This is a genomic window from Caulobacter sp. AVps18, from assembly GCF_058681425.1.
Genome location: NZ_CM178737.1, coordinates 160,943 through 181,792 on the forward strand (window position 1 = coordinate 160,943; position 20,850 = coordinate 181,792).

A 20,850-nucleotide genomic window follows, 5' to 3' on the forward strand; every position below is an offset into this window, starting at 1 on the left:
CGCCGCCGCCTAAACCTTGGCCGGTATCGTCGAGGAGAGTCTGATGGGTTTTCGTCGCTTGGCCGGTCTGGCGCTGTGCCTTCTGATCGCTGCCTGCTCACCGGCTGAGAAAAAGGCCGTCGAGACGCCCGGCCGTACCGCCATCAAGCTGGCCACCGACTGGCGAGCCCAGGCCGAACTGGGGGGCTACTATCAGGCCCTGGCGACCGGCGAATACGAAAAGCGCGGCCTGGACGTAACCCTGATCCAGGGCGGCCCCGGCGTGAACGTGCCGCAACTGCTGGCCACGGGCGCGGTCGATGTCGGGGTCGGCTCAAACAGCTTCATCGTCCTGAACCTGGCCAAGGAAGAGGCCCCGGTTAAGGCGGTTGCCGCCTTCATGGACAAGGACCCCCAGGTGCTGATCGCCCACCCCGACCAGGGCATCAAGGGCCTGGCCGACATGAAGGGCCGCCCGATCCTGCTGGCCGATGCCTCGATCACCGCCTTCTGGGTGTGGCTGAAGGCCAAGTACGGCTTCACCGACGATCAGGTCCGCAAGTACAATTACAGCGCCGCGCCCTTCCTGGCTGACAAGCGGGTGATCCAGCAGGGCTATGTGACCAGCGAGCCCTACCTCATCGAGAAGGAGGGCAAGATCAAGCCGGCGGTCTTCCTGCTGGCCGACAACGGCTATCCCGCCTACGCCTCGATGGCCCTGGTTCCCGACAGCCTGATCGCCGGCAATCCCAAGGCCGTTCAGGCTTTCGTCGATGCAACCGCTGCGGGCTGGACCTCGTACCTGTATGGCGACGCCAAGCCCGGCGACGCCGCCATCCTCAAGGACAACCCGGAAATGACCCAGGATGTGCTGGACCAGGCCCGCGACAAGATGCGGTCCTACGGCATTGTCGGCAAGGCCGGGGTCGGTGCCATGACTGACGAGCGCTGGGCGCAGTTCTTCAAGGTCGCCTCGGACCAGGGCGTCTATCCCAAGACCATGGACTACAAGCGCGCCTACACCCTGCAGTTCGTGCCGAAGGGTCAATGAGCGCGCCCATCGCCAGCCTTTCCAGCGTCGAAGTCGAATACCCCGGTCGCGGTCGCGCCTTGGGGCCTGTCGATCTGAGCCTGCGCGCCGGCGAGATCGTTGCCCTTGTCGGCCCCTCGGGGTGTGGCAAGTCCACCGCTCTGCGCCTTCTGGCCGGGCTTGAGCAACCCACGCGCGGCGTGGTGACCCGCGCAGCCGGCAAGGGCGAGACGGCTGTGGTCTTCCAGGCCGCGACCCTGGCACCCTGGCTAAGCGCGCTCGACAATGTCGCCCTGCCGCTGGAGCTGGCCGGCGACAAGCGCCCCGCCGCCCTGGCCGCGGCTGCGGACGCCCTGTCCCGGGTCGGCCTTGCAGACGCCCTGAACGCCCGTCCGGCCCAACTGTCGGGCGGCATGGCCATGCGGGTGTCGCTGGCCCGCGCCCTGGTCACCCGCCCGCGCCTGCTGCTGCTGGACGAGCCCTTCGCCGCCCTGGACGAGATCACCCGCCGGGCGCTGGCCGACGACGTGCTGGCCCTGACCGCCGAACTCAATCCCGCCGTGGTCTTCGTGACCCACAATGTCGAGGAGGCCGTCTACATGGCCGGCCGCGTGGTGGTGATGACCCCCGGCCCGGGCCAGATTGCGGGCGAAGCCGTCATCGACGGCCCGACCGTGCGTCCGCCCGGCTTTCGCACCACCGACGCTTTCCGCCAGGCGGCCGAGACCGTTTCGACCCTGCTGGCCCAGGCTGGAGCGAAGGCCGCATGAAGGCGCTCTCGCCGATCCTCTCGCCCCTGATCCTGATCGGGGCGCTGCTGGCGATCTGGGAGATCGCCTGCGCCGTGCTGGCCGTGCCGCGCTACATCCTGCCGCCGCCCAGCGCGATCTGGTCCGCCCTGCTGGAGGGCTGGCCGCTACTGCTGTCGTCGGCCTGGGGCACGCTGTCCACGGCGCTTCTGGCTCTGGTCATCGCCAGCGTTCTGGCCTGCGCCCTGGCCTTGGCCGTCAGCTTCAGTCCGTTGATCGAGGACGCGGTGCGGCCCATCGCCGTGACCCTGCAGGTCACGCCCCTGGTGGCCATAGCGCCGCTGGTCACCATCTGGGCCGGCATCGACCACCCAGAACGGGCCGTCGTGGGGCTGGCGGCCGTGGTCGCCTTTTTCCCGATCTTCTCGGGCGCGCTGACGGGGTTGAAAGCCGTTGATCCCGACCTGTCGCGCCTGTTTGACCTGTATGGTGCCACGCCCGCCCAGCGTCTGTGGCGGCTGCGCCTGCCCTCTTCCGTGCCGTCGGTGCTGGAGGGCCACAAGGTCGCGGCGGGCCTGGCGGTGATCGGGGCGGTGGTGGCCGAGTTCGTGGCCGGTTCTGGCGGTGCCCAGGGCCTGGCCTGGCGGATTCTGGAGGCCTACAACCGCCTGCAGACCGCCCGGGTTTTCGCCGCCCTGCTGGCCCTGGCCCTGATGGGCGTTGGCCTGCACGCTCTGATGGAATGGGCCGAGCGCCGATTGCTGGCCTGGTGGCGCGGGCGTTAGCCCAAGGTTAAGCCGCCAGGTCTAAGGATTGACGGCAGAAACTCCCTGCCTGGATCAACCATGCGTCTCGTTGTCGCCATCGCTGTCTTCGCCTGCGCCGCCTCGGCCGTTCAGGCCCAGGACGCGCGCGAGAGCCGCTATGGCCCGCGCGCCGAACGCGAGACCTCGGCCCAGACCGCCAGCCTTGCCTATACCGGCCCGATGCTGGGCTGGGCCGGAAAGGCCCCAACCGCCGCGCCCGCACCTTCGCCCGTGGCGGTCTCGCCGCCCGAGCCCGCAGCGCCCCGGCACCGGCTGGACGCCCCGCCGCCCGCAGCAGCCGCGCCCGCTGTGGCGCTGCGTCCGCCAGCGCCCCTTCCGCAGAGCCTGTACGCCCAGCCGGCCGTGGCGCCCGCCCCACAGCCGGCCCTTCGCCAGACCCTGGCCGCCGCGCCGTCGCCGCCCACCGCCGACGCCCTGGGTCCCAGCCTGTCGCGCACCTATTCCGTGGGTCGCCAATACGGCCTGCAGCCCGACGCCCTGCCACCTCTCAAACCCAACGGTATGGTGTTCATCGCCCCGTCAGACGCCCCCGTCACGGCCAGCGCCAATGCGCCGCGCCACGGCTCGGCTGAATGGCTGGCGGGCGGTCCCACCGGCAACGAAGCCGACCGCGACGCCGGCAAGGATCTTTCCCTCCGATGAAATCGCGCCTCCACGACCTGATCGCCCTGGCCGACGAACCCTCCAGCGAAAAGCGCCGCGAACTGCTGCGTGGCGTCACCGACCTGTTCTTCGCCGGCGACACCCATAACCCGGTGGAAATGGGCCTGTTCGATGATGTGATGAGCCAGCTGGCCAGCGAGATGGAAGAGGCCGTCAAGATCGAGCTGGCCCAGCGCATGGGCCAGGCGACGAGCGCGCCGCGCGGCCTGAGCAGGGTACTGGCCGTCGACAGCATCGCCGTAGCCCGACCGATCCTGCAAGGCTCCACGGCCCTGTCGGAAGACGACCTTCTGCATGTGGCCCGCACCCAGGGCCAGGATCACCTGCGCGCGATCTCGCAACGCGCCAGCGTGCCCAGCGCCGTGTCGGATGTCGTGATCCAGCGTGGCGACGACGACACCCTCGGCGTGCTGCTGCGCAACGAGGGCGCGGTGCTGTCTCGCGAGGCCCATGAGGCCGTGGTTGACCGCGCCGCCGCCAATCCTGCCCTGCACGAGGCCGTCGTCGACCGCCACAGCCTGCCGGTCGATCTGCTCAACGAAATGTACTTCATGGTCGAGGCCAAGCTTCGCGACCGGATCATGGAAAAGAACGCCGGCATGGACCCGGCGACGCTGGAGGCCGCGCTCAGCGCCGGTCGCAAGCGCGTGGCCGCCCAGGACGGTGCCCTGCCCGCCGATCACGCCCAGGCGGAGTCGGAGTTTCGCGCCCTGAAGGCCCGCGGCGGCGTCACGCCCCAGGCCCTGGCCGGTATGCTGCGCGGCAAGAAGTCGACCCTGTTCCTGGTCGCGCTGTCCGACCTGGCGGCCATCGACTTCCACACGGCCCGCAAGATCCTGGACCGCCGTGAAATCGACGGCCTGGCTGTGGTCTGCCGTGCCGCCGATTTCGACCGCGCCCTGTTCCTGACCTTCGCTCTACTGATCCTGGATCCGTCCGACGATACGATGGGCAAGGCCAAGGTCTATGGCGAGCTCTATGCCGCCCTGCCCCGCGAAGCCGCCATGCGGACCATCCGCTTCTGGCGTCTGCGTCGCCAGACCGGCGACGTCGCCGCCGCCTGATCGCGGCTTTCGCGCGGCGCCCTGCGCCTTGCTTGCGCCTTCGCCCCCGGCCAAGGTGAGCCTCCAAGAAGCTCACCAAACCCTGGGTCGTCTATGATTCGCGCCTCGCGCCTGACACTGCTTGCCGCCGCCGGCCTGTCCCTTGCGGCCTGCTCGTCGCTTCCCGACCTGCCCAAGATGGGCGGCGCGCCGTCCGTCGCTGCGGCACCGGCCCAGCCTGCGGGCCCTACCCTGGCTCAACTGAAGCCGGGCCAGTGGGCGCATGAGCTTTCTGACCTGACGCCTGATCCAGCGGTGCGTTTCGGCGTCCTGCCCAACGGCATGCGCTACGCCCTGCGCAAGAACGCTACCCCGCCCGGCCAGGCCGCCCTGCGCCTGTGGTTCGACGCCGGCTCGATGATGGAAGCCGATGACCAGCAGGGCCTGGCCCACTTCCTGGAGCACATGGCCTTCAATGGCAGCAAGAACGTGCCCGAAGGCGAGATGATCAAGATCCTGGAGCGCCACGGCCTGGCCTTCGGTGCCGACACCAACGCCTCGACGGGTCTGGACGAGACCATCTATCAGCTCGACCTGCCCAAGACTGACGACGAGACGGTCAACACCTCGCTGATGCTGTTGCGCGAAGCGGCCGGCGAGCTGACCATCGCCCCCGAGGCCGTCGACCGCGAGCGCGGCGTGGTGCTGTCCGAAGAACGCACCCGCGACAGCCCCGGCTATCGCGTGGCCATCAAGTCCATGGACTTCCAGATGGAAGGCCAGCTGCCGCCCAAGCGCATCCCGATCGGCAAGACCGAGATCCTCAAGACCGCGCCCGCCCAGCGCATCCGAGACTACTACCAGGCCTATTACCGGCCCGAGCGGGCGGTGATGGTGGCGGTCGGCGACTTCGACCTCGACGCTATGGAGGCCAAGATCAAGGCCCGGTTCGGCGACTGGACCGCCAAGGGCCCCGCCGGCCCCAGCCCCGATGTGGGCAAGGTGGCCAAGCGCGGTGAAACCGTCCGCCTGATTGTCGAACCCGGCGCGCCGCTGTCCGTGCAGATATCGTGGGCTGGTCCGCCCGACACCCTGATCGAGACCAAGGCCACAGATGTTCGCGACACGGTCAAGAACCTGGCCTTTGCGGTGCTGAACCGTCGCCTGCAGGCGCTGAGCCGCTCGGGCGACCCGCCGTTCATCTCGGGCGGTGCCTTCACCAGCGACCAGTACGGCGCCTTGCGCCTCACCACCCTGGGTGCCACGGCCCAGCCGGGCCGCTGGAAGGAAGCACTGTCGGCGCTGGACCAGGAACAGCGCCGCGTGATCGAGTTTGGCGTTCGCCAGGATGAACTGGATCGCGAAATCGCCAACCTGCGCTCGTCCCTGGTCGCCGCCGTCTCCGGCGAGGCCACCCAGCGCACCACATCCCTGGCCGGCAATATCGTCGGTACGCTGGGCGACGGCGAGACCGTCACCAGCCCCAGCCAAAACCTGGCCGCCTTCGACGAGATCGTCAAAGGCCTGACCGCCGAGCGCGTCTCGGCCGCCCTGAAAGGTGCCTTCACCGGCTCGGGCCCGCTGATCCTGATTCCGACCCCGACCGCGATCGAGGGCGGCGAGGCGACGGTGGCGGCCGCCTATGCCGACTCCCGCAAGGTGGCGGTGACGGCCCCGGCTGCCCCAGCCACCACCACCTGGCCCTATGCCAGCTTCGGCGCGGTCGGCAAGGTGGCCGAGCAGAAGGATATTTCCGACCTCGACACCGTCTTCGTGCGGTTCGAGAACGGCGTCCGCCTGACCGTCAAACCGACCAAGTTCCGGGACGACCAGATCCTGATCAAGGCCCGCATCGGCCATGGCCTGCTGGACCTGTCCCCCGGCGCCCAGAGCCCGGTGTGGTCGGGCTCGTCGTTCATTGAGGGCGGTCTCAAGCAGATCAGCGCCCAGGACATGGAGCGGGTGCTGAACGGCAAGATCTGGAACGCCAGCCTGGGCGTCGAAGACGACGCCTTCACCCTGTCGGGCCGAACGCGACGCGACGATATCGGAACCGAACTGCAGGTGCTGGCGGCCTTCGCCGCCGAGCCCGGTTGGCGGCCCGAGGCCTTCTCGCGCATCAAGACCTTCTACGGCACCATCCACGACCAGCTTGAGACCACCAGCGGCGGGGTCATGGGCCGCGACCTGAACGGCCTGCTGCACGGCGGCGACAAGCGCTGGACCTTCCCGTCGCGTGACGAGATCGCCGCCGCCTCGCTCGACACCCTGAAGGGCGCGGTGGCCAATCCCCTGGCCAGCGGCCAGATCGAGGTCGTGATCGTCGGCGACGTGACCGTGGACAAGGCCATCGCCGCCGTGGCCGAAACCTTCGGTGCCCTGCCCGCGCGTACCTCGGTGCCTGAACCGACCGCCGCGCGCCAGGCACCCTTCCCAGCGCCCTCGAAGACGCCGGTGGTCATCACCCACAAGGGCCGCGCCGACCAGGCCCAGCTGTTCATGGCCTGGCGGACAGACGACCTGTTCTCCGACCTGCAACGGGCCCGCGACGTCTCGGTCCTGGCCCAGGTGATGCAACTGCGCCTGACCGACGAACTGCGCGAGAAGCAGGGCGCGACCTATTCGCCCTCGGCTTCAGCGACTCACAGCATCGTCTTCAATGACTGGGGCTATCTGTCGGTCAGCGTCGAGGTTCCACCCGAAAAGCTGGAGGGCGTCGCCGCCTCGATCCGCCAGATCGCCGCTGACCTGCGAGACAAGCCGGTGACGGCTGACGAACTGGAACGGGCCAGGAAGCCGCGTCTGGACCAGATCGAAAAGGCCCGGGTCACCAACGAGTACTGGCTGGGAAGCCTGTCGGGCGCACAGGCCGATCCGCGCCTGCTGGACTCGACCCGCTCGGTGATCGCCGGCCTTGAACGCGTCAAGCCCGCCGACATCCAGAAAGCCGCCCGCACCTTCCTGGGCGACGACAAGTCCTGGACGGTGCTGGCCAAGCCCGCAGGGAAGTAGAGACGAAAAAGCCCCTCGGTTTGCACCGAGGGGCTTCTTTCAGTTCATACGTCGCTTGAAGGCTGGCCTAGTAGACCACGCCGCCGACCCCGCCATCGAGGCTGAAGCTCATCGACGATGTGCTGGCTTCGCGGACGCTTTCCTCGCGATAGGCCGTGTAGGTTTCGGTGGACAGGATCGTGAGGATCTTCACCCCCGCGCCGAAGCGGCGCAGCAGCGAGCGTTCGTTGCAGTCGCGGGCCGCTTTTTGCGGGCGGCAGCTGACCGGGCCACCGGCGCTGCGATACAGCGCCTGGTTCTTGCCGCACAGGAAGGTCTGGGCGCCCTTGCCGCTATTGATGTCGATGGCGCTTTCGTAGTCGCCGATCACGTACTGCATCCGCGAGCCGGCGATGCAGCGATAGAGCTCGCCATCATAGGCATTGTCGATCTCGCGATCTGGCGTGACCTGCGAGGCCGGGTGCGGCACGTCGCGGTCGTCCAGGCAGACGGCGCGGACGACCACGCGGCGCATGCGGGTGCGGGTGGCCTCATAGGCCGAGCGACGGCGCGCTTCGCCGCCCTCGACATTCAGCCCCTGGATATAGCCGGTCGACATCGGGCCGGAATAATAGCCGCCATGCCCGCCGCCGCCGTAAAAGACCGTGGTCCCGGCCGAAGCGCCCGCACCTGCGCCTGCATAGGCCGAGGAGGTCGCGCCGGCCGAGGCGTTGGCGTTGACGATGACGGTGGCGCCGACGTTCACATTGACGCCGGGAATATTGACGTTGTGTCCGGGCGTGCAGCACGGGGTGCTGGGCGGGCGCGGCGGACGGGGCGGCGCCGGCGGCGGCGCGCAGCAGTTCGATGGCGGCGGCGGCGGCGCACAGCACTGGGCATAGGCCGACCCGCCTATCATCAGGCTTCCCGCCAGAGCGCCGAGGCCCCAGACCAGCCCGCGCATCGATCGTTTCGGCGCCTTCATGGCGGCTCCCCTTCACACGACGTCGTCCGACCGTTCGGCCAGCAAGAATCGCGCCGTGGCCCGACACCCACCCGGCTTGCGCCAAAACGGGACAGTCGAGCCTGTGGCCCGGATCTCCCAGCAAGGTCCGTGCGGTCGAAAACAGCCGCGCCAGGACCCGCCAGGGGACGACGATGTTCCATCCAAGCACGGAACGGTTGATAGACTATTGGCGTGAGCGCAAAGGCGACGCCATTGCGCCCGCCCGCATGGACATCAATCCGGGCGATTTCGCCGACCTTCTGCCCCAGGTCTTCATTGTCGGCCGCGAGCAGGCAGGACGGGTTCCCTTTCGTCTGGCCGGCGGTTTCGTCACCGACCTGCACGCGCGCGACCTGCGTGGTGAGGACGCCCTGAGCCTGTGGGCCCTGTCGCACCGCCTGGATGTGAAGTCGTCCCTGGCCATCGCCCGCCGCCGCGGCCAGCCTGTGGTAATCAGCGCCGATATCCGCGCCATCGGCGCGCCGTCCGTGGGGATGGAGGTTCTGTTCGCGCCGCTGCGTGGAAAATCCGGGGAAACCGACCGCTTCCTGGGCCTCTATCAACCCACCGCCATGATCCAGCGGCTGATGGGGCGGCCGGCCCATGAGCTGGGCGTACGCACCATTCAGCCCCTCGGGGTCGCCAACCAGGAAGGCCCGCAACTGCGCCTGGCTACCCTGCACGGGCTGCGGATGGCCTAAGCTCCGGAAAGAAGCTGCACCGTGCCATTGTGGTGCGGGTGGGTGACGCAGGTCTCAAGCTCGGCCAGAAGCTGATGCCACGCCGCGTCCGTCTGGGCCGTCCAGTCATCGCCCAGCACATCGCGCAGGGTCTCGGCCACCACGGCGAAGAACGTCGCGAACACATCTGGCGGCACGTCATAACCGGCATGGGTCATGACTTCGGTCCGGATCAGATTGGCGCCGTAGAGCCGCTCACCCACGAAATCGAGAATTGTCCGGATGACCTGCGAGAGCATTTCGCCCCGCACCTGATGGTTGGCGTCAAGGCAGAACAGCGCCTCCATCTGCGGCTGCTGGGCGAACAGTCGGCCATAGACGAGCGGCGTCAGGTCATCGCACCGCTGGGCCGCGATCTCGAAAGTCTTCTCGATCAGAGCGCCGTCCACGCCGATCAGTCCCGCCCGGCGGCGTCCAGGTCCGCCAAAACCTCGGGCGGCAGGACCAGGCTCGCCGCGCCCATCAGGTCCTGAAGCTGGGCCACAGAGGTGGCGCTGGCGATGGGCGCGGTGATCGCCGGATGGGCCATGATCCAGGCGAGGGCCACCTGGGCCGGGGTGGCGCCCGTCGCCTGGGCCGCAGCGTCCAGGGCCGCCAGCACCCGCAGACCCTTGTCGTTGAGATAGTCGCGCTTGACGGTCGCCGCCCGCGCACGCCCCTCCAGATCAGCAGCCGTGCGGTACTTGCCGGTCAGGAACCCCGCCGCCAGACCATAGAAGGGAATGACGCCCACCCCTTCAGCCTGGGTCAGGGATGCAAGCGCGCCCTCGACCTCGCTGCGATCATAGAGGTTGAACTTGGGCTGGATCGTTTCATAGCGCGGCAGGCCGGCCGCCGCCGAGGCGCCCAGGGACTGGGTCAACCGCTCGGGCGTGAAGTTGGAGGCGCCGATCGCGCGCACCTTGCCGGACTTCACCAGGCGGGCGAAGGCCTCGAGCGTTTCCTCAACCGGCGTTTCGGCATCGTCGCGATGTGACTGGTAGAGATCGATATGGTCGGTCTGGAGACGCCGGAGCGAGCCTTCGACCGCCGCCTCGATGTTGGCCGCCGACAGGCCCGGCTGCCGGGGCCACATGGCCACCTTGGTCAGGAGCAGCACGTCGTCGCGCTTGCCCCGCGCCTTCAGCCAACGGCCGATGACGCTCTCGGACTCGCCCCCCTCGTGCCCGGGAACCCAGGCCGAATAGACGTCGGCCGTGTCGACGGCGTTGAAGCCACCGTCGATGAAGGTGTCCAACAGCTGGTGCGACGTGGCCTCGTCCGCTGTCCAGCCAAAGACGTTGCCGCCGAAGATCAGGGGTGCGGTGACAAGGCCCGAACGGCCAAGAGGGCGATCTTGCATGAAAGAGACCTTTGGACGACGTCGATCAGAAGGCTTTGGTCATATCCCGGGCCCGGCCAAGCGCGGCCAGGCCCGGGATCACGCGTTATCAGGCTGCGGCCGCTCGCCCGTCCTCGAACACCGGCACATCCACCGGGGCCAGGGTGGCCTTGCCCCGCAGCAGGTCGCTGGCGCGTTCGGCGATCATGATGGTCGGGGCATTGGTGTTGCCGCCCACCAGGGTGGGCATGACCGAGGCGTCGATGACCCGCAGGCCCGCAATCCCCTGCACCCGCAGCTCGCTGTCGACCACCGCCAGCGGATCGCCCGCCGCGCCCATCCGGCAGGTGCCGACCGGGTGATAGATGGTCTCGGACTTGGCGCGGATCCAGGCATCCAGGTCAGCGTCGGTGCGGACATCGGCGCCCGGCGCATATTCGGCGTCGCGATAGGGATCGAGCGCCGCCTGGGCCACCACCTCGCGGGCCATGCGGACGCCCTCGCGCAGGGCGCGGCGGTCCTCGTCGGTGGCCAGGTAGTTGCCCAGGATGGTCGGATCATCGAAGGCGTCAGCCGAGCGCAGGCCCACCTTGCCCCGGCTTTCGGGCCGAAGCTGGCAGACATGCAGGGTGAAGCCGTCCTTTTCGATCAGGGTCTTGCCGTGATCCTGCATGATGGCCAGCACGCCGTGGATCTGCAGGTCGGGTCGGTCCAGATCGGGGCGCGACTTGATGAAGGCACCGCTTTCCAGGAACTGCTGGCGACCCAAGCCCTTGCCCATCAGCATGTAGGACAGGCCCGTGCCCAGCTTCCGCAGCCCCTTGTTGGCCGAATAGGCCGTGGTCAGGTTCTTGGCCGTCCAGGACACGCAGACATCCAGATGGTCCTGCAGGTTGGCGCCGACGCCCTTCGACTCCTGCACCACCGCCACGCCGTGCTGGCGCAGCAGATCCGGATCACCAATGCCCGACAGCTGCAGGATCTGCGGCGACTGCACCGCGCCGGCGCTCAGCAGAACCTCGGCGTCGGCATGGGCCGTGTGGGCCTCGCCGCCCTTGCCGACCACATAGTTGACGCCGATGGCGCGGCCCTTCTCGATCAGGATCTTCGTGGTCCGGGCTTCCGTCACGCAGGTCAGGTTGGGCCGCGACAGGGCCGCCGTCAGATAAGCCGCCGCTGCGCTCCAGCGCTTGCCATCACGGATGGTCAGATCGTAGGGGCCAAAGCCCTCTTGCTGATAGCCGTTGAAGTCACGGGTCGTCTTGTAGCCCGCCTGACGGCCGGCCTCGATCAGGGCCGGATAGAAGGGGCTGGCCGACTCGCCCTTGGACACATGCAGCGGCCCGGCCCCGCCGTGATAGGCGTCGCCGCCGGCGTGATGAGTTTCCGACCGCTTGAAATAGGGCAGGACCTCCGAATAGGACCAGCCCGTCAGGCCCATCTGCCGCCACTGGTCATAGTCGCGCGCATGGCCGCGGATGTAGACCATGCCGTTGATCGCCGAGCTGCCACCCAGCCCCTTGCCGCGTGGCCACCACAGCTTGCGGTTATCCAGGTGCGGCTCGGCCTCGGTCCAGAAGCCCCAGTTCTGTTCACCCTTGGCCTTGATCAGCTCGCCAACGCCGGCGGGCATCTTGACCAGGATCGAGGTGTTCTTGCCCCCGGCCTCCAGCAGCAGCACCTTGATGTTGGGATCTTCCGTCAGTCGCGCGGCCAGCACGCAGCCCGCCGAACCGGCGCCGATGACGATGTAGTCGAAGCGTTCGCTGGCCATGACCCCGACGCCCTCCCTGAATGTTATCGTTGTTAAGACAGAGAGTGGCGCGGCTTTTCATCCGGCACAAGGGCGCCCAAGCGGCAAGGACGGGCAGGCGCAGCCATCCGGAAGCGCGCCCCGCGACAAATTTACGCATAACGCGAGTCTTTGAGTTCTAATCAATCGCAACAGGTGTAGTCTTCTCGTGTCGGGCGAGCGTAACCCCCGCCTGCCCGATCCGGCTTTCGCCCAGGTCCACTCTTCGCCCGGGCAGGCCACGAGCTCGCGCATTGCCCCGCGTGAGGTCGGGAGCGTCGCCGCCACACCCCCCAGGTGGCAGGCGGCGCTCCCCCTTGCAGGCACTGTTTGCCCGCAGACGCCGGCGTCAGGCCGGGTCAATCAGCGCCAGCTCCCCGGCATAGCGCTTCCAGTTCTCGACATAGTGCAGAGCCGAAGCCTGCAGGACGATAGCGTGCTGCTCGCCGATCTCGCGCACCACCTTGCCCGGCGCGCCCATCACCATGCTGTTGTCAGGAATCTCCTTGCCCTCGGTGATCAGGGCGCCGGCGCCGATCAGGCAGTTCCTGCCGATTTTTGCGCCATTGAGAACAATGGCCCCGATGCCGATCAGCGAGCCGTCTCCGATCGTGCAGCCGTGCAGCATCACCATGTGGCCGATGGTCACATTCGCCCCGATGGTCAGCGGCGCACCGTGGTCTGTGTGAAGCACAGAACCGTCCTGAACGTTGCTGTTCTCACCGATCACGATGGGATCGTTGTCTCCGCGCACCACCGCACCCCACCATATACTGGCGTTTGTCTTGAGAATGACATTGCCCATCACCGAAGCGGTCGGCGCGATCCAGTATTCGCCTGACACGGGAAGCGTCGGACGGGCGGCGCCCAAGGAATAGACAGTCATCCGTACACCCCGTGTTCTGAAAAAGGTCACTTGATTAATAACTGGGAAACCACGTTAGCATCATCCTAGCCGGGCGAATCATAGGGGAAAATCCTGCGATTCCCACCGGGCCGATGTTCGGTCCCGGCTCCCGGCAACGGAGACCACGGTGTCGCTCTTGGCGTTCAGGCGTTCTCTTCGACCCCCGCCTTCCCGGCCCAGCGCCGAGACGCCTCGCTGCGCACGCGCCTTCGTTCATCTCCTCCCCACCGCCAAGGACGACGCCACACGGCCTCGTCCTTTTTTCATGCCTGAATGGAGGCTTTCATGACCAAGCGAGCCCTGAAGCGTATGGCGCGCGAAGGCGCGACCGAGACCGGCCACTTTGCGGATGACGCCAAGGTGCGTCGCCTGCCGGTCGATCATCGCGAACGTGGAAACGGGTGGTCGCCCCTGGGGCATGAAGGTCCCGCGCGGGGACCAGAGCGAGATCAGAGCTATCTCAAAACCATAAAACCCAAATCGCCCGGCCAGGCCGAGCTGATGGAAGCCATCGACAACAAGAACCTGGTCATGGCGCTGGGTCCCGCAGGCACCGGCAAGACCTATATCGCCATCGCCAAGGCGGTCGAGGCGCTGGAGGCCGGCTCGGTGGCCCGCATCGTCCTGTCGCGCCCGGCGGTCGAGGCCGGCGAGTCGATCGGCTATCTGCCCGGCGATATGGAAGACAAGCTGGCCCCCTATCTGCGGCCCCTCTACGACGCCCTTACCGACCGGCTCTCCAGCCGGCGCATGCGGGCCCTGATGGCCGACGGCTCCATCGAGATCGCCCCGGTCGGCTTCATGCGGGGCCGCACGCTGAACAACGCCTTCGTGGTGATCGACGAGGCCCAGAACTGCACCTACATGCAGCTGAAAATGCTGCTGACCCGCCTGGGCTGGAACTCGACCATGGTCGTCACCGGCGACCCGAACCAGTCCGACCTTCTCCCCGGCATTTCGGGTCTGGCCGACGTGGCCGCCAAGTTCGACGCGCTGGAAAACATCGGCGTGGTCCGTCTGGCCGACCGCGACATCGTCCGCCATCCGCTGGTCGCCGAGATGCTGGGCGTTCTGTAATTTTATAACATCTACTCAATCGAAGGCTTGAGTTTGGGGCGGTCGGACGTGCAAGGTCCGGCCGCCTTAACTGTTTCAGGACCGCTTCATGGCCGACGCCGCTACCGCTCTGCGCACCGAGTTTACCGTGCGGGGGGTCCTGCTCGGGATCATCATCACCGTCGTGTTCACCGCCGCCCAGGTCTATCTGGGCCTGAAGGTGGGCCTGACCTTCGCGACCTCGATCCCGGCGGCGGTCATCTCGATGGCCCTGCTGCGAGCCTTCAAGACCTCGACCATCCAGGAAAACAATATCGTCCAGACCATCGCCTCGGCGGCGGGCACCCTGGCCTCGGTGATCTTTGTCCTGCCCGGCCTGCTGATGATCGGCTGGTGGGCGCACGTGCCGTTCTTCACCACCTTCATGGCCTGCGCGGTCGGCGGCATTCTGGGCGTGATGTACACTATCCCCCTGCGCCGGGCCCTGGTGACCAATTCCACCCTGCCCTATCCCGAGGGCGTCGCCGCCGCCGAGGTGCTGAAGGTCGGCACAGGCTCGCGCGAAGGCGCGGCCGAGGGCAAGGCAGGGCTGGTCGCCGTGGCTGCCGGAACCATCGCCTCGGCCCTGTTCGCCGCTCTGGCCGCCGCCAAGGTGTTCGCCGGTGAGATTGCCGCCTTCTTCAAGACCGGAGCCGGCGCGACCGGAATCGGTGCCTCCAGTTCGCTGGCCCTGATGGGCGCGGGCCACCTGATGGGCATTACGGTGGGCATCGCCATGTTCGCCGGCCTGTTCATCGCCTGGGCCGTGCTGGTCCCGATCATGACCGGCTTCTTCCCCATGGCCGGCGTCGGCGCCGAAGAGCACGCCATGACGATCTGGAGCACCAAGGTCCGCTTCCTGGGGGCCGGCGTCATCGGCGCGGCCGCCATCTGGACCCTGGGCAAGCTGGTCGTTCCGATCTGGCAGGGCCTGGTCTCGGCCATGGAAGCCGGCAAGGCGCGCCGCAAGGACGGCGCTGCGATCCCGCGCGTCGAGCAGGACATTCCTATTCTCATCGTCGGACTGGTCGCCACCATCCTGCTGGCCCCGGCCGGCTGGGTGATGGCCCATTTCCTCAGCGGCGGACCGCTGTCGAGCGTGGCCCTGCCGCTGATTCTGGCGGCTGTCGCCTTCCTGGTGTTCGCCGGCCTGCTGGCCGCCGCCGTCTGTGGCTACATGGCCGGCCTGATCGGCTCGTCCAACAGCCCCGTCTCGGGCATCGCCATCCTGACGGTGCTGGGCGCCTCGCTGATGGTCGGAGCCATCGGCCGGGTGGCGGGCGGACCCGAGATCACCACCGCCCTGGTCGCCTTCGCCCTGTTCGTCACCGCCATCGTCCTGGCCGTGGCTGTGGTCGCCAATGACAACCTGCAGGACCTCAAGACCGGGCAGCTGGTCGACGCCACCCCGTGGAAGCAGCAGGTCGCCCTGGTGATCGGCGTGCTGGCCGGCTCGCTGATCATTCCGGTGGTCCTGGAGATCCTCAATCGCTCCTACGGCTTTGTCGGTGCCCCGAACCTGAGCACCGTTGCGGGCGCCGAGAACCTGGGCGCGCCGCAGGCCACCCTGATCTCGACCCTGGCCAAGGGGGTGATGGGCGGCGTGCTGCCGTGGAACCTGCTGGGCATCGGCGCGGCCATCGGCCTGAGCCTGGTGCTGGTCGACGCCCTGCTACGCCGGTTCAGCGACCAGCGCCTGAGCCTGCCGCCCCTGGGCGTAGGCCTGGCCATCTATCTGCCCAGCGCGGTGACCGCCCCCGTGGTGGTCGGGGCCGTGGTCGGCTGGATCTATGACCGCATCGTCAGCAAGGACAAGACCGCTGCCCCGGCCAAGCGCATGGGCATCCTCGTCGCCTCGGGCTTCATCGTCGGCGAGAGCCTGTTCAACGTCGCCCTGGCCCTGATGATCGTCGCGACCAACAACCCCTCGCCCCTGGCCGTGCCTTTCGCGCCCTCGAAAGAGGTCGGCATGATCCTGGCCCTGATCGCGGCTGCGGCCGTGGTGCTGAGCCTCTATCGCTGGGCCCGCAAGGCGGCGGCGAAGACGGCTGAGTCGTAGATGACGGATTGGGCCGCCATTTACACGCCTCTGATCGGATCAAAGATCGAGGTTCTGAGGTGGCGGCCCATGACCTCGGACACGCCAGATCTCGTCCGGGACTTCGAGAAGCCGAGCTTCAGCTTCACGGGAGCCGTCCAAATGCTCTTGGACGGAGGGCACGAACTGTTCCTGACTTGGAAGCAGGTAGGCCACAACATGGTGCTGTCAGGTCAGGATGACTGGCTAAACGATCCACTGGACCGTGTTCGGAGCAATGCCAATGAGCCGTGGGGCTCCATCGAGGGCGCTGTGCTGCACCAAGTTTTGCTGTTCACCGCGCCAGAGATTGAGGGCCAGAACGTCGTAGGCTTGCGCCACACGCTTGAGATCGAAACAGGGTCGATCCCGTTCTGGATCGGCACTGGCGGGACCGACTTCGTCGGAGACCAGGACGATCTTTGGGTCGGCGTCGGGGTTGAACCGGCCAACTTCGATCAGCTCATTGAAGTCGGTCGTATCGGGGCTTGATATCCCCAGAATAGCTCAAGCCCGCGCCAAGATCGTGAACACCACCTCGGCGCGCCCCCGATAGCCCAGCGACTCGTACAGGCCGATGGCCGCCCCGTTGTCGGCATAGCTGTGCAAAAACGCCTGCTCGCCGCGCGCCAGTATGCCGGCCGTCACCTCGCGCAGCAGCCGGGCCGCATAGCCCTTGCCGCGATGGTCGGGATGCACGCAGACGCCGCTGGCCTCGGTGAAGCCGTCGGGCCGCATCCGCTCGCCGGCCATGGCGACCAGCCGGCCGTCCACGCGCACGCCGATGAAGCGGCCCAACTGATGGGTGCGGGCAAAGAACGGGCCGGGCTTGGTCAAGGTGGCCAGGGCCAGCATCTGCGCCGCATCAGCGTCGCCCAGCGACAGCATATCGAACGCCACGTCCCAGGCCGGCGCGACCGTTTCGGCGACCATCTGCAGGCAAAGCGCGCTGGAAACGACCTGCGTCCCAGGAACCGGCGGCGGCGCGGTCAGTTCGACGAGCCCGCCGGTCCCGTGCTTGACCACCAGCGCCCCGAGATCGGCAAGCGCCTCGGGCGAGGAATCGGCCAAAGCCGCGAACAGCCCAAACTCTGGCGCGACCCTGAGGGCCATGCCCCTGCGGATCGCAAAATCCCCCTGCCGGCCGGTAAAGGCCGACCAGACCGGCCGGTCGAGGACGTGCGAAATCATTTCGCCCTGCCGGCCTGGCCTGTCGCGATCCTATTCCAGGTCTTCGGCCAGGATCGCCATTTCGAACATGTAGGAGCCGTCTTCGTCTTCATCCTGGAAGACCACGCCGATGAACTCGCCGGCCACCTCGACCTCGGCGGAGTCCTTCTGCTTGGGGCGGGCCTTCAGGGCGATGTGCGGATTGCCGAAGGTGCGCTTCAGGTGCTTTTCGATCTTGGCGATGGATTCAGCGTCCACGGGGAGCTCCTGTTGTCGGGTTGCAGCGCCGTGGCGCGTGTTGAGGCGAACCTAGCGTTCCGCGCCGGAGTCGCAAGCCGCTTCCGTCTCCATCGGGGGGATTGGCCGTGGACGAACGGCCCTGTCGTCCTAGTTCGGCTTCGGCGTCAGCTTGATCTCGTAGAGTTTCGGCCACCATTTGCCCGTGACGAACAGTCGATCCGTCGCCGCGTCAAAGGCCACGCCGTTCAGCACATCGACGCGGCGCCCGGCGCGATCAGCCTCGCTCAGCAGGCCTGTCAGGTCGATCCAGCCGGTGACCTTGCCAGTCTTGGGGTCGATGCGGGCGATAGTGTCAGTCTGCCAGATGTTGGCGAAGACCTCGCCCTTCACGAGTTCAATCTCGTTGAGGTTATCCACAGGGCGGCCATTGTCGGTCACCTGTATGCGGCCGGTTTCCGTCAGGGTCTCGGGATCGAGAAACCGCAGGCTGGACGTACCGTCGCTCATGATGATGCGGCTGTCGTCCCGGGTCAGAGCCCAGCCCTCGCCGGCATAGCGAAATTCGCCGACCTGCTCGAAGGTGGCCAGATCGTAGATGAAGCCCAGCTCATTCTTCCAGGTCAGCTCGATCAGCCGGTCCTTCCAGTCAATGATCCCTTCGCCGAAGTAGCGGCTGTCGATCATCCGCTCCTGCTCGGGCACGCCGGTTTCCAACGTCACCTTGCGGATCGACGAGCGGCCCTCCAGGCCGGTGCTCTCATACAGAAACCCGTCACGCCAGAAGAGGCCCTGGGTGAAGGCTCCAGGGTCGTGGGGATAGGTGTTGACCACCTCATAGCCGTACTGGCGCGCCGCCTGCGCCAGGGCAGGCGCACTGACGCCGAGCGCCAGCAGAACGGCGAGGCACAGCGCTTTCCAGAAACCGAAACGCACGCCGATAAGCCCGCCCCTCAGATCACGTAGTCGTACACGGCCTCGGCCAGGGTGTGGTCCATGGTGCGGGCGGGCTCTTCGCAGGTCGGGCAGTTGACGATGCGGGCCGGGACGCCGGCGGCGGTGCAATGTGGCGGCACGGGCTTGAGCACCACCGAGCCCGAGGCGACCTTGGCGTAGTCGCCGATAGTGATGTTGCCCAGCACCTTGGCGCCGGCCCCCAGCAGAACGCCGCGACCGATCTTGGGGTGACGGTCGCCGCGATCCGCGCCCGTGCCCCCCAGGGTGACGCCGTGCAGCATCGAAACGTCGTCACCGACCACCGCCGTCTCGCCGATGACGATGCCGGTGCCGTGGTCGATGAACACGCCCGAGCCGATCTGGGCGGCGGGATTGATGTCGACCTGGAAAATCTCACTGGTCCGGCTTTGCAGATGGAAGGCCAGGGTCTCTCGCCCCTGGTGCCACAGCCAGTGCGACACCCGGTGGGTCTGCAGCGCCAAAAAGCCCTTGAAGAACAGGAACGGCTGGACATAGCCCTTGCAGGCCGGATCGCGCTCGAACACCGCCCGCAGGTCGGCCTCGGCGGCGGCAATCAGGGCGGGGTCGGAGGCGAAGGCGTCGGCGGCGAATTCACGCGCCGTCATGGCCCGCATCTCCTGGTCGCCCAGCTTGCGTGCCAGCTGAAACGTCAGGGCGTCAGTCAGGTTGTCATGGCTGAGGATCACCGCATTGAGCAGCGAGGCCAGGGCCGGCTCGGCCCGAGCGGCGTGCTCGGCCTGATTGCGCAGCGCAGCCCAAACGGGGGGCGTTGACTGCTCCGTGACGACTTCCAGACGTTTGGCCACCGGGGCTCTCCCATTCCCTGCGGAGACTAGTACATTCTTTTTAGAAACGCACTAGCGGTATCGGGAGAAGAACGCGCCTCTCGCCAGTCATGCCTATCCTAGCACAAGACGGGCCAGATCGCGCGGCAGCTCTCCCCTGACCGCCATATGGTGCACCCGAAGCAGCAGCGCCACTGTCAGAACGTCGGGCATATGGCCCGACACCGCCGCCTCAAGCGCTTCACCGAAGGGCACGCGCGCCACGGCCAGGTCCTCGGTCTCGTCCGGAGCGGTCGGCGCAGGCGACAGCCCCATGGCCAGAAAGCCGTGGCCGATCTCGTCGGTGACCGAGTTGGACAGCTCCATCCGCAGGATCTGCCGCCAGTCGGACGCGATCAGCCCCACCTCTTCGGCCAGTTCGCGCTTGGCACCGTCGAGCGGAGCCTCGCCCAGGGGCGCACCGCCTTCGGGCAGTTCCCAGCTGTAGTGAGCGATGGCGAAGCGGTTCTGGCCGACCAGGGTCACGGTGCCGTCCTCATGCAGGGGCACCACCCCGATCGCCTGGTTCTTGAACGACACCTTGCCGTAGAGCGCCGGCCGCCCGGTCGGGGCGATGGCCTGATACTCGGTGACCGCGATCCAGGGATTGTCATAGACCGGCTTGCTGCTGGCCACGGCCCAGGGCTTTCCATGCGGCTTCAGCCAGGCGGGTTTGTCGGACATGGAGGCTCGCGACTTGTGGCGACCGCAGCGCGGCCATAGGTGTCTTCCCGTACAACGCTTCGAGGAGATCGTCTTGACCGGTTCCGTTCCCCCCGCCCCGGAGTTTGGCGAGACCCTGCCGATCGAAGCGTCCTACGAAGTGCTGCGCTTCCTGGCACGACGGCGCTCGGCCTCGGCCATGACCCTGACGGCGCCGGGCCCCCACGACCAGGACCTGGCCGACCTGCTGCGTCTGGCCGCCCGCGTACCCGACCACGGCAAGCTGGCCCCGTGGCGCTTTGTCATCCTGCGCGGCCAGGCCAAGGACGCCTTTGCCGCGCAGATCACGCCGCTCGCCGACAGCCAGGCCAATCCGGTCAAGGCCAATGCCGCGCTGCGCAAACTGACCCGCCCGCCGGTCTGCGTCGTGGTGATCTCGCGGCATATCCCCGGCGAGATACCCGAAACCGAGCAGCGACAAAGTGCGTCTGCTGTCTGCCATCAGATGCTGCTGGCCGCAGAGGCCATGGGCTGGGGCGCCAACTGGATCACTGACTGGTACAGCTATGACCCTCGCGCCCTGGTGATCCTGGGCGTGGAGCCGGGCGAACAGGTGGCCGGCTATCTGTATCTGGGCACGGCCACCGAAGCCCCGCAAGAACGCCCGCGACCGGATGTGGCGGCGATCACCACAGAATGGGCGCCGCTCTAAAGGCGAAGTTCACTCCGGCGCGTTAGAATGCTGTCAGACGACAGGA

At 67.3% G+C, this 20,850-nt stretch carries 21 protein-coding genes; 11 read left to right on the forward strand and 10 right to left on the reverse strand.

Features of this window, described 5'->3' with window-relative positions; all coding sequences use genetic code 11:
- The first annotated feature begins 43 nt into the window (after positions 1-43).
- The 6 genes from ACW179_RS00690 to ACW179_RS00715 all read left to right on the forward strand — a co-directional run bounded on the left by ACW179_RS00690 (position 44) and on the right by ACW179_RS00715 (position 7,303).
- The gene (locus ACW179_RS00690) at positions 44-1,030 is read left to right on the forward strand and encodes an ABC transporter substrate-binding protein (RefSeq protein WP_492061928.1); all 987 of its coding nucleotides are present in this window, start codon (positions 44-46) and stop codon (positions 1,028-1,030) included.
- Positions 1,027-1,779, forward strand: a complete 753-nt coding sequence (locus ACW179_RS00695) for an ABC transporter ATP-binding protein (protein WP_492061930.1) — start codon at positions 1,027-1,029, stop codon at positions 1,777-1,779. The genes ACW179_RS00690 and ACW179_RS00695 overlap by 4 nt, the downstream gene beginning before the upstream one ends.
- Positions 1,776-2,543 (forward strand): ABC transporter permease, encoded by a 768-nt coding sequence (locus ACW179_RS00700; protein ID WP_492061932.1) that lies wholly within the window; start codon positions 1,776-1,778, stop codon positions 2,541-2,543. The genes ACW179_RS00695 and ACW179_RS00700 overlap by 4 nt, the downstream gene beginning before the upstream one ends.
- 60 nt (positions 2,544-2,603) lie before the next feature.
- Positions 2,604-3,227 carry a hypothetical protein gene (locus tag ACW179_RS00705; protein WP_492061934.1) on the forward strand — a complete coding sequence of 208 codons (624 nt, stop codon included), beginning with the start codon at positions 2,604-2,606 and terminating at the stop codon, positions 3,225-3,227.
- Positions 3,224-4,312, forward strand: a complete 1,089-nt coding sequence (locus tag ACW179_RS00710) for a DUF2336 domain-containing protein (RefSeq protein ID WP_492061936.1) — start codon at positions 3,224-3,226, stop codon at positions 4,310-4,312. The genes ACW179_RS00705 and ACW179_RS00710 overlap by 4 nt, the downstream gene beginning before the upstream one ends.
- Positions 4,313-4,405: 93 nt before the next feature.
- Entirely contained in the window at positions 4,406-7,303 is a 2,898-nt protein-coding gene (locus tag ACW179_RS00715) for a M16 family metallopeptidase (RefSeq protein ID WP_492061940.1), read from the forward strand.
- 67 nt (positions 7,304-7,370) lie between these two features.
- On the opposite strand, the gene ACW179_RS00720 is transcribed toward ACW179_RS00715, so the two are convergent.
- A complete protein-coding gene (locus ACW179_RS00720) occupies positions 7,371-8,267 on the reverse strand; it encodes a hypothetical protein (RefSeq protein WP_492061942.1) in 897 nt (298 codons plus the stop codon).
- A gap of 173 nt (positions 8,268-8,440) precedes the next feature.
- Between ACW179_RS00720 and ACW179_RS00725 the strand changes: the two genes are divergently transcribed.
- Positions 8,441-8,989, forward strand: coding sequence for a PAS domain-containing protein (locus ACW179_RS00725; protein WP_492061943.1), 549 nt, complete (start codon positions 8,441-8,443; stop codon positions 8,987-8,989).
- On the opposite strand, the gene ACW179_RS00730 is transcribed toward ACW179_RS00725, so the two are convergent.
- From ACW179_RS00730 to ACW179_RS00745, 4 genes are all read right to left on the reverse strand, one after another.
- Complete coding sequence (locus tag ACW179_RS00730; protein WP_492061945.1) at positions 8,986-9,417, reverse strand: globin domain-containing protein; 432 nt, start codon at positions 9,415-9,417, stop codon at positions 8,986-8,988. The two genes, ACW179_RS00725 and ACW179_RS00730, sit on opposite strands and share 4 nt — an antisense overlap.
- Before the next feature lie 5 nt (positions 9,418-9,422).
- Complete coding sequence (locus ACW179_RS00735; RefSeq protein WP_492061947.1) at positions 9,423-10,370, reverse strand: aldo/keto reductase; 948 nt, start codon at positions 10,368-10,370, stop codon at positions 9,423-9,425.
- 88 nt (positions 10,371-10,458) lie between these two features.
- Complete coding sequence (locus tag ACW179_RS00740) at positions 10,459-12,123, reverse strand: choline dehydrogenase (protein WP_492061949.1); 1,665 nt, start codon at positions 12,121-12,123, stop codon at positions 10,459-10,461.
- Between the two features lie 367 nt (positions 12,124-12,490).
- Positions 12,491-13,027 (reverse strand): gamma carbonic anhydrase family protein, encoded by a 537-nt coding sequence (locus ACW179_RS00745; RefSeq protein WP_492061951.1) that lies wholly within the window; start codon positions 13,025-13,027, stop codon positions 12,491-12,493.
- Positions 13,028-13,321: 294 nt separating this feature from the next.
- Here ACW179_RS00745 and ACW179_RS00750 point away from each other — a divergent pair, with 294 nt between their 5' ends.
- The 3 genes from ACW179_RS00750 to ACW179_RS00760 all read left to right on the forward strand — a co-directional run bounded on the left by ACW179_RS00750 (position 13,322) and on the right by ACW179_RS00760 (position 16,712).
- Positions 13,322-14,125 (forward strand): PhoH family protein, encoded by an 804-nt coding sequence (locus ACW179_RS00750; RefSeq protein ID WP_492061953.1) that lies wholly within the window; start codon positions 13,322-13,324, stop codon positions 14,123-14,125.
- An 88-nt stretch (positions 14,126-14,213) separates the two neighbouring features.
- Entirely contained in the window at positions 14,214-16,202 is a 1,989-nt protein-coding gene (locus tag ACW179_RS00755) for an OPT family oligopeptide transporter (protein ID WP_492061955.1), read from the forward strand.
- 69 nt (positions 16,203-16,271) lie between these two features.
- Entirely contained in the window at positions 16,272-16,712 is a 441-nt protein-coding gene (locus tag ACW179_RS00760; protein ID WP_492061957.1) for a hypothetical protein, read from the forward strand.
- Positions 16,713-16,727: 15 nt separating this feature from the next.
- Here the strand turns inward: ACW179_RS00760 and ACW179_RS00765 are convergent, their stop codons facing one another.
- The 5 genes from ACW179_RS00765 to ACW179_RS00785 all read right to left on the reverse strand — a co-directional run bounded on the left by ACW179_RS00765 (position 16,728) and on the right by ACW179_RS00785 (position 20,113).
- The gene (locus ACW179_RS00765; protein ID WP_492061959.1) at positions 16,728-17,411 is read right to left on the reverse strand and encodes a GNAT family N-acetyltransferase; all 684 of its coding nucleotides are present in this window, start codon (positions 17,409-17,411) and stop codon (positions 16,728-16,730) included.
- Positions 17,412-17,441: 30 nt separating this feature from the next.
- The gene (locus ACW179_RS00770) at positions 17,442-17,648 is read right to left on the reverse strand and encodes a DUF3126 family protein (RefSeq protein ID WP_492061961.1); all 207 of its coding nucleotides are present in this window, start codon (positions 17,646-17,648) and stop codon (positions 17,442-17,444) included.
- Positions 17,649-17,777: 129 nt separating this feature from the next.
- Positions 17,778-18,563 carry a glutaminyl-peptide cyclotransferase gene (locus tag ACW179_RS00775; RefSeq protein ID WP_492061963.1) on the reverse strand — a complete coding sequence of 262 codons (786 nt, stop codon included), beginning with the start codon at positions 18,561-18,563 and terminating at the stop codon, positions 17,778-17,780.
- Positions 18,564-18,580: 17 nt separating this feature from the next.
- Positions 18,581-19,411 (reverse strand): serine O-acetyltransferase, encoded by an 831-nt coding sequence (gene cysE / locus ACW179_RS00780; protein ID WP_492061965.1) that lies wholly within the window; start codon positions 19,409-19,411, stop codon positions 18,581-18,583.
- 93 nt (positions 19,412-19,504) lie between these two features.
- The gene (locus tag ACW179_RS00785; protein ID WP_492061967.1) at positions 19,505-20,113 is read right to left on the reverse strand and encodes an NUDIX domain-containing protein; all 609 of its coding nucleotides are present in this window, start codon (positions 20,111-20,113) and stop codon (positions 19,505-19,507) included.
- 73 nt (positions 20,114-20,186) lie between these two features.
- On the opposite strand from ACW179_RS00785, the gene ACW179_RS00790 reads away from it, so the two are divergent.
- Positions 20,187-20,804: a nitroreductase family protein gene (locus ACW179_RS00790; RefSeq protein ID WP_492061969.1), complete on the forward strand. Its 618-nt coding sequence runs from the start codon at positions 20,187-20,189 to the stop codon at positions 20,802-20,804.
- Positions 20,805-20,850: the final 46 nt, after the last annotated feature.

Excerpts from the sequence above, each read along its gene's own strand:
- ACW179_RS00690 (WP_492061928.1), top strand. The coding sequence starts at position 44 with ATGGGTTTTCGTCGCTTGGCCGGTCTGGCGCTGTGCCTTCTGATCGCT.
- ACW179_RS00695 (WP_492061930.1), top strand. The coding sequence starts at position 1,027 with ATGAGCGCGCCCATCGCCAGCCTTTCCAGCGTCGAAGTCGAATACCCC.
- ACW179_RS00700 (WP_492061932.1), top strand. The coding sequence starts at position 1,776 with ATGAAGGCGCTCTCGCCGATCCTCTCGCCCCTGATCCTGATCGGGGCG.
- ACW179_RS00705 (WP_492061934.1), top strand. The coding sequence starts at position 2,604 with ATGCGTCTCGTTGTCGCCATCGCTGTCTTCGCCTGCGCCGCCTCGGCC.
- ACW179_RS00710 (WP_492061936.1), top strand. The coding sequence starts at position 3,224 with ATGAAATCGCGCCTCCACGACCTGATCGCCCTGGCCGACGAACCCTCC.
- ACW179_RS00715 (WP_492061940.1), top strand. The coding sequence starts at position 4,406 with ATGATTCGCGCCTCGCGCCTGACACTGCTTGCCGCCGCCGGCCTGTCC.
- ACW179_RS00720 (WP_492061942.1), bottom strand. The coding sequence starts at position 8,267 with ATGAAGGCGCCGAAACGATCGATGCGCGGGCTGGTCTGGGGCCTCGGC.
- ACW179_RS00725 (WP_492061943.1), top strand. The coding sequence starts at position 8,441 with ATGTTCCATCCAAGCACGGAACGGTTGATAGACTATTGGCGTGAGCGC.
- ACW179_RS00735 (WP_492061947.1), bottom strand. The coding sequence starts at position 10,370 with ATGCAAGATCGCCCTCTTGGCCGTTCGGGCCTTGTCACCGCACCCCTG.
- ACW179_RS00740 (WP_492061949.1), bottom strand. The coding sequence starts at position 12,123 with ATGGCCAGCGAACGCTTCGACTACATCGTCATCGGCGCCGGTTCGGCG.
- ACW179_RS00745 (WP_492061951.1), bottom strand. The coding sequence starts at position 13,027 with ATGACTGTCTATTCCTTGGGCGCCGCCCGTCCGACGCTTCCCGTGTCA.
- ACW179_RS00750 (WP_492061953.1), top strand. The coding sequence starts at position 13,322 with ATGGAGGCTTTCATGACCAAGCGAGCCCTGAAGCGTATGGCGCGCGAA.
- ACW179_RS00755 (WP_492061955.1), top strand. The coding sequence starts at position 14,214 with ATGGCCGACGCCGCTACCGCTCTGCGCACCGAGTTTACCGTGCGGGGG.
- ACW179_RS00760 (WP_492061957.1), top strand. The coding sequence starts at position 16,272 with ATGACCTCGGACACGCCAGATCTCGTCCGGGACTTCGAGAAGCCGAGC.
- ACW179_RS00765 (WP_492061959.1), bottom strand. The coding sequence starts at position 17,411 with ATGATTTCGCACGTCCTCGACCGGCCGGTCTGGTCGGCCTTTACCGGC.
- ACW179_RS00785 (WP_492061967.1), bottom strand. The coding sequence starts at position 20,113 with ATGTCCGACAAACCCGCCTGGCTGAAGCCGCATGGAAAGCCCTGGGCC.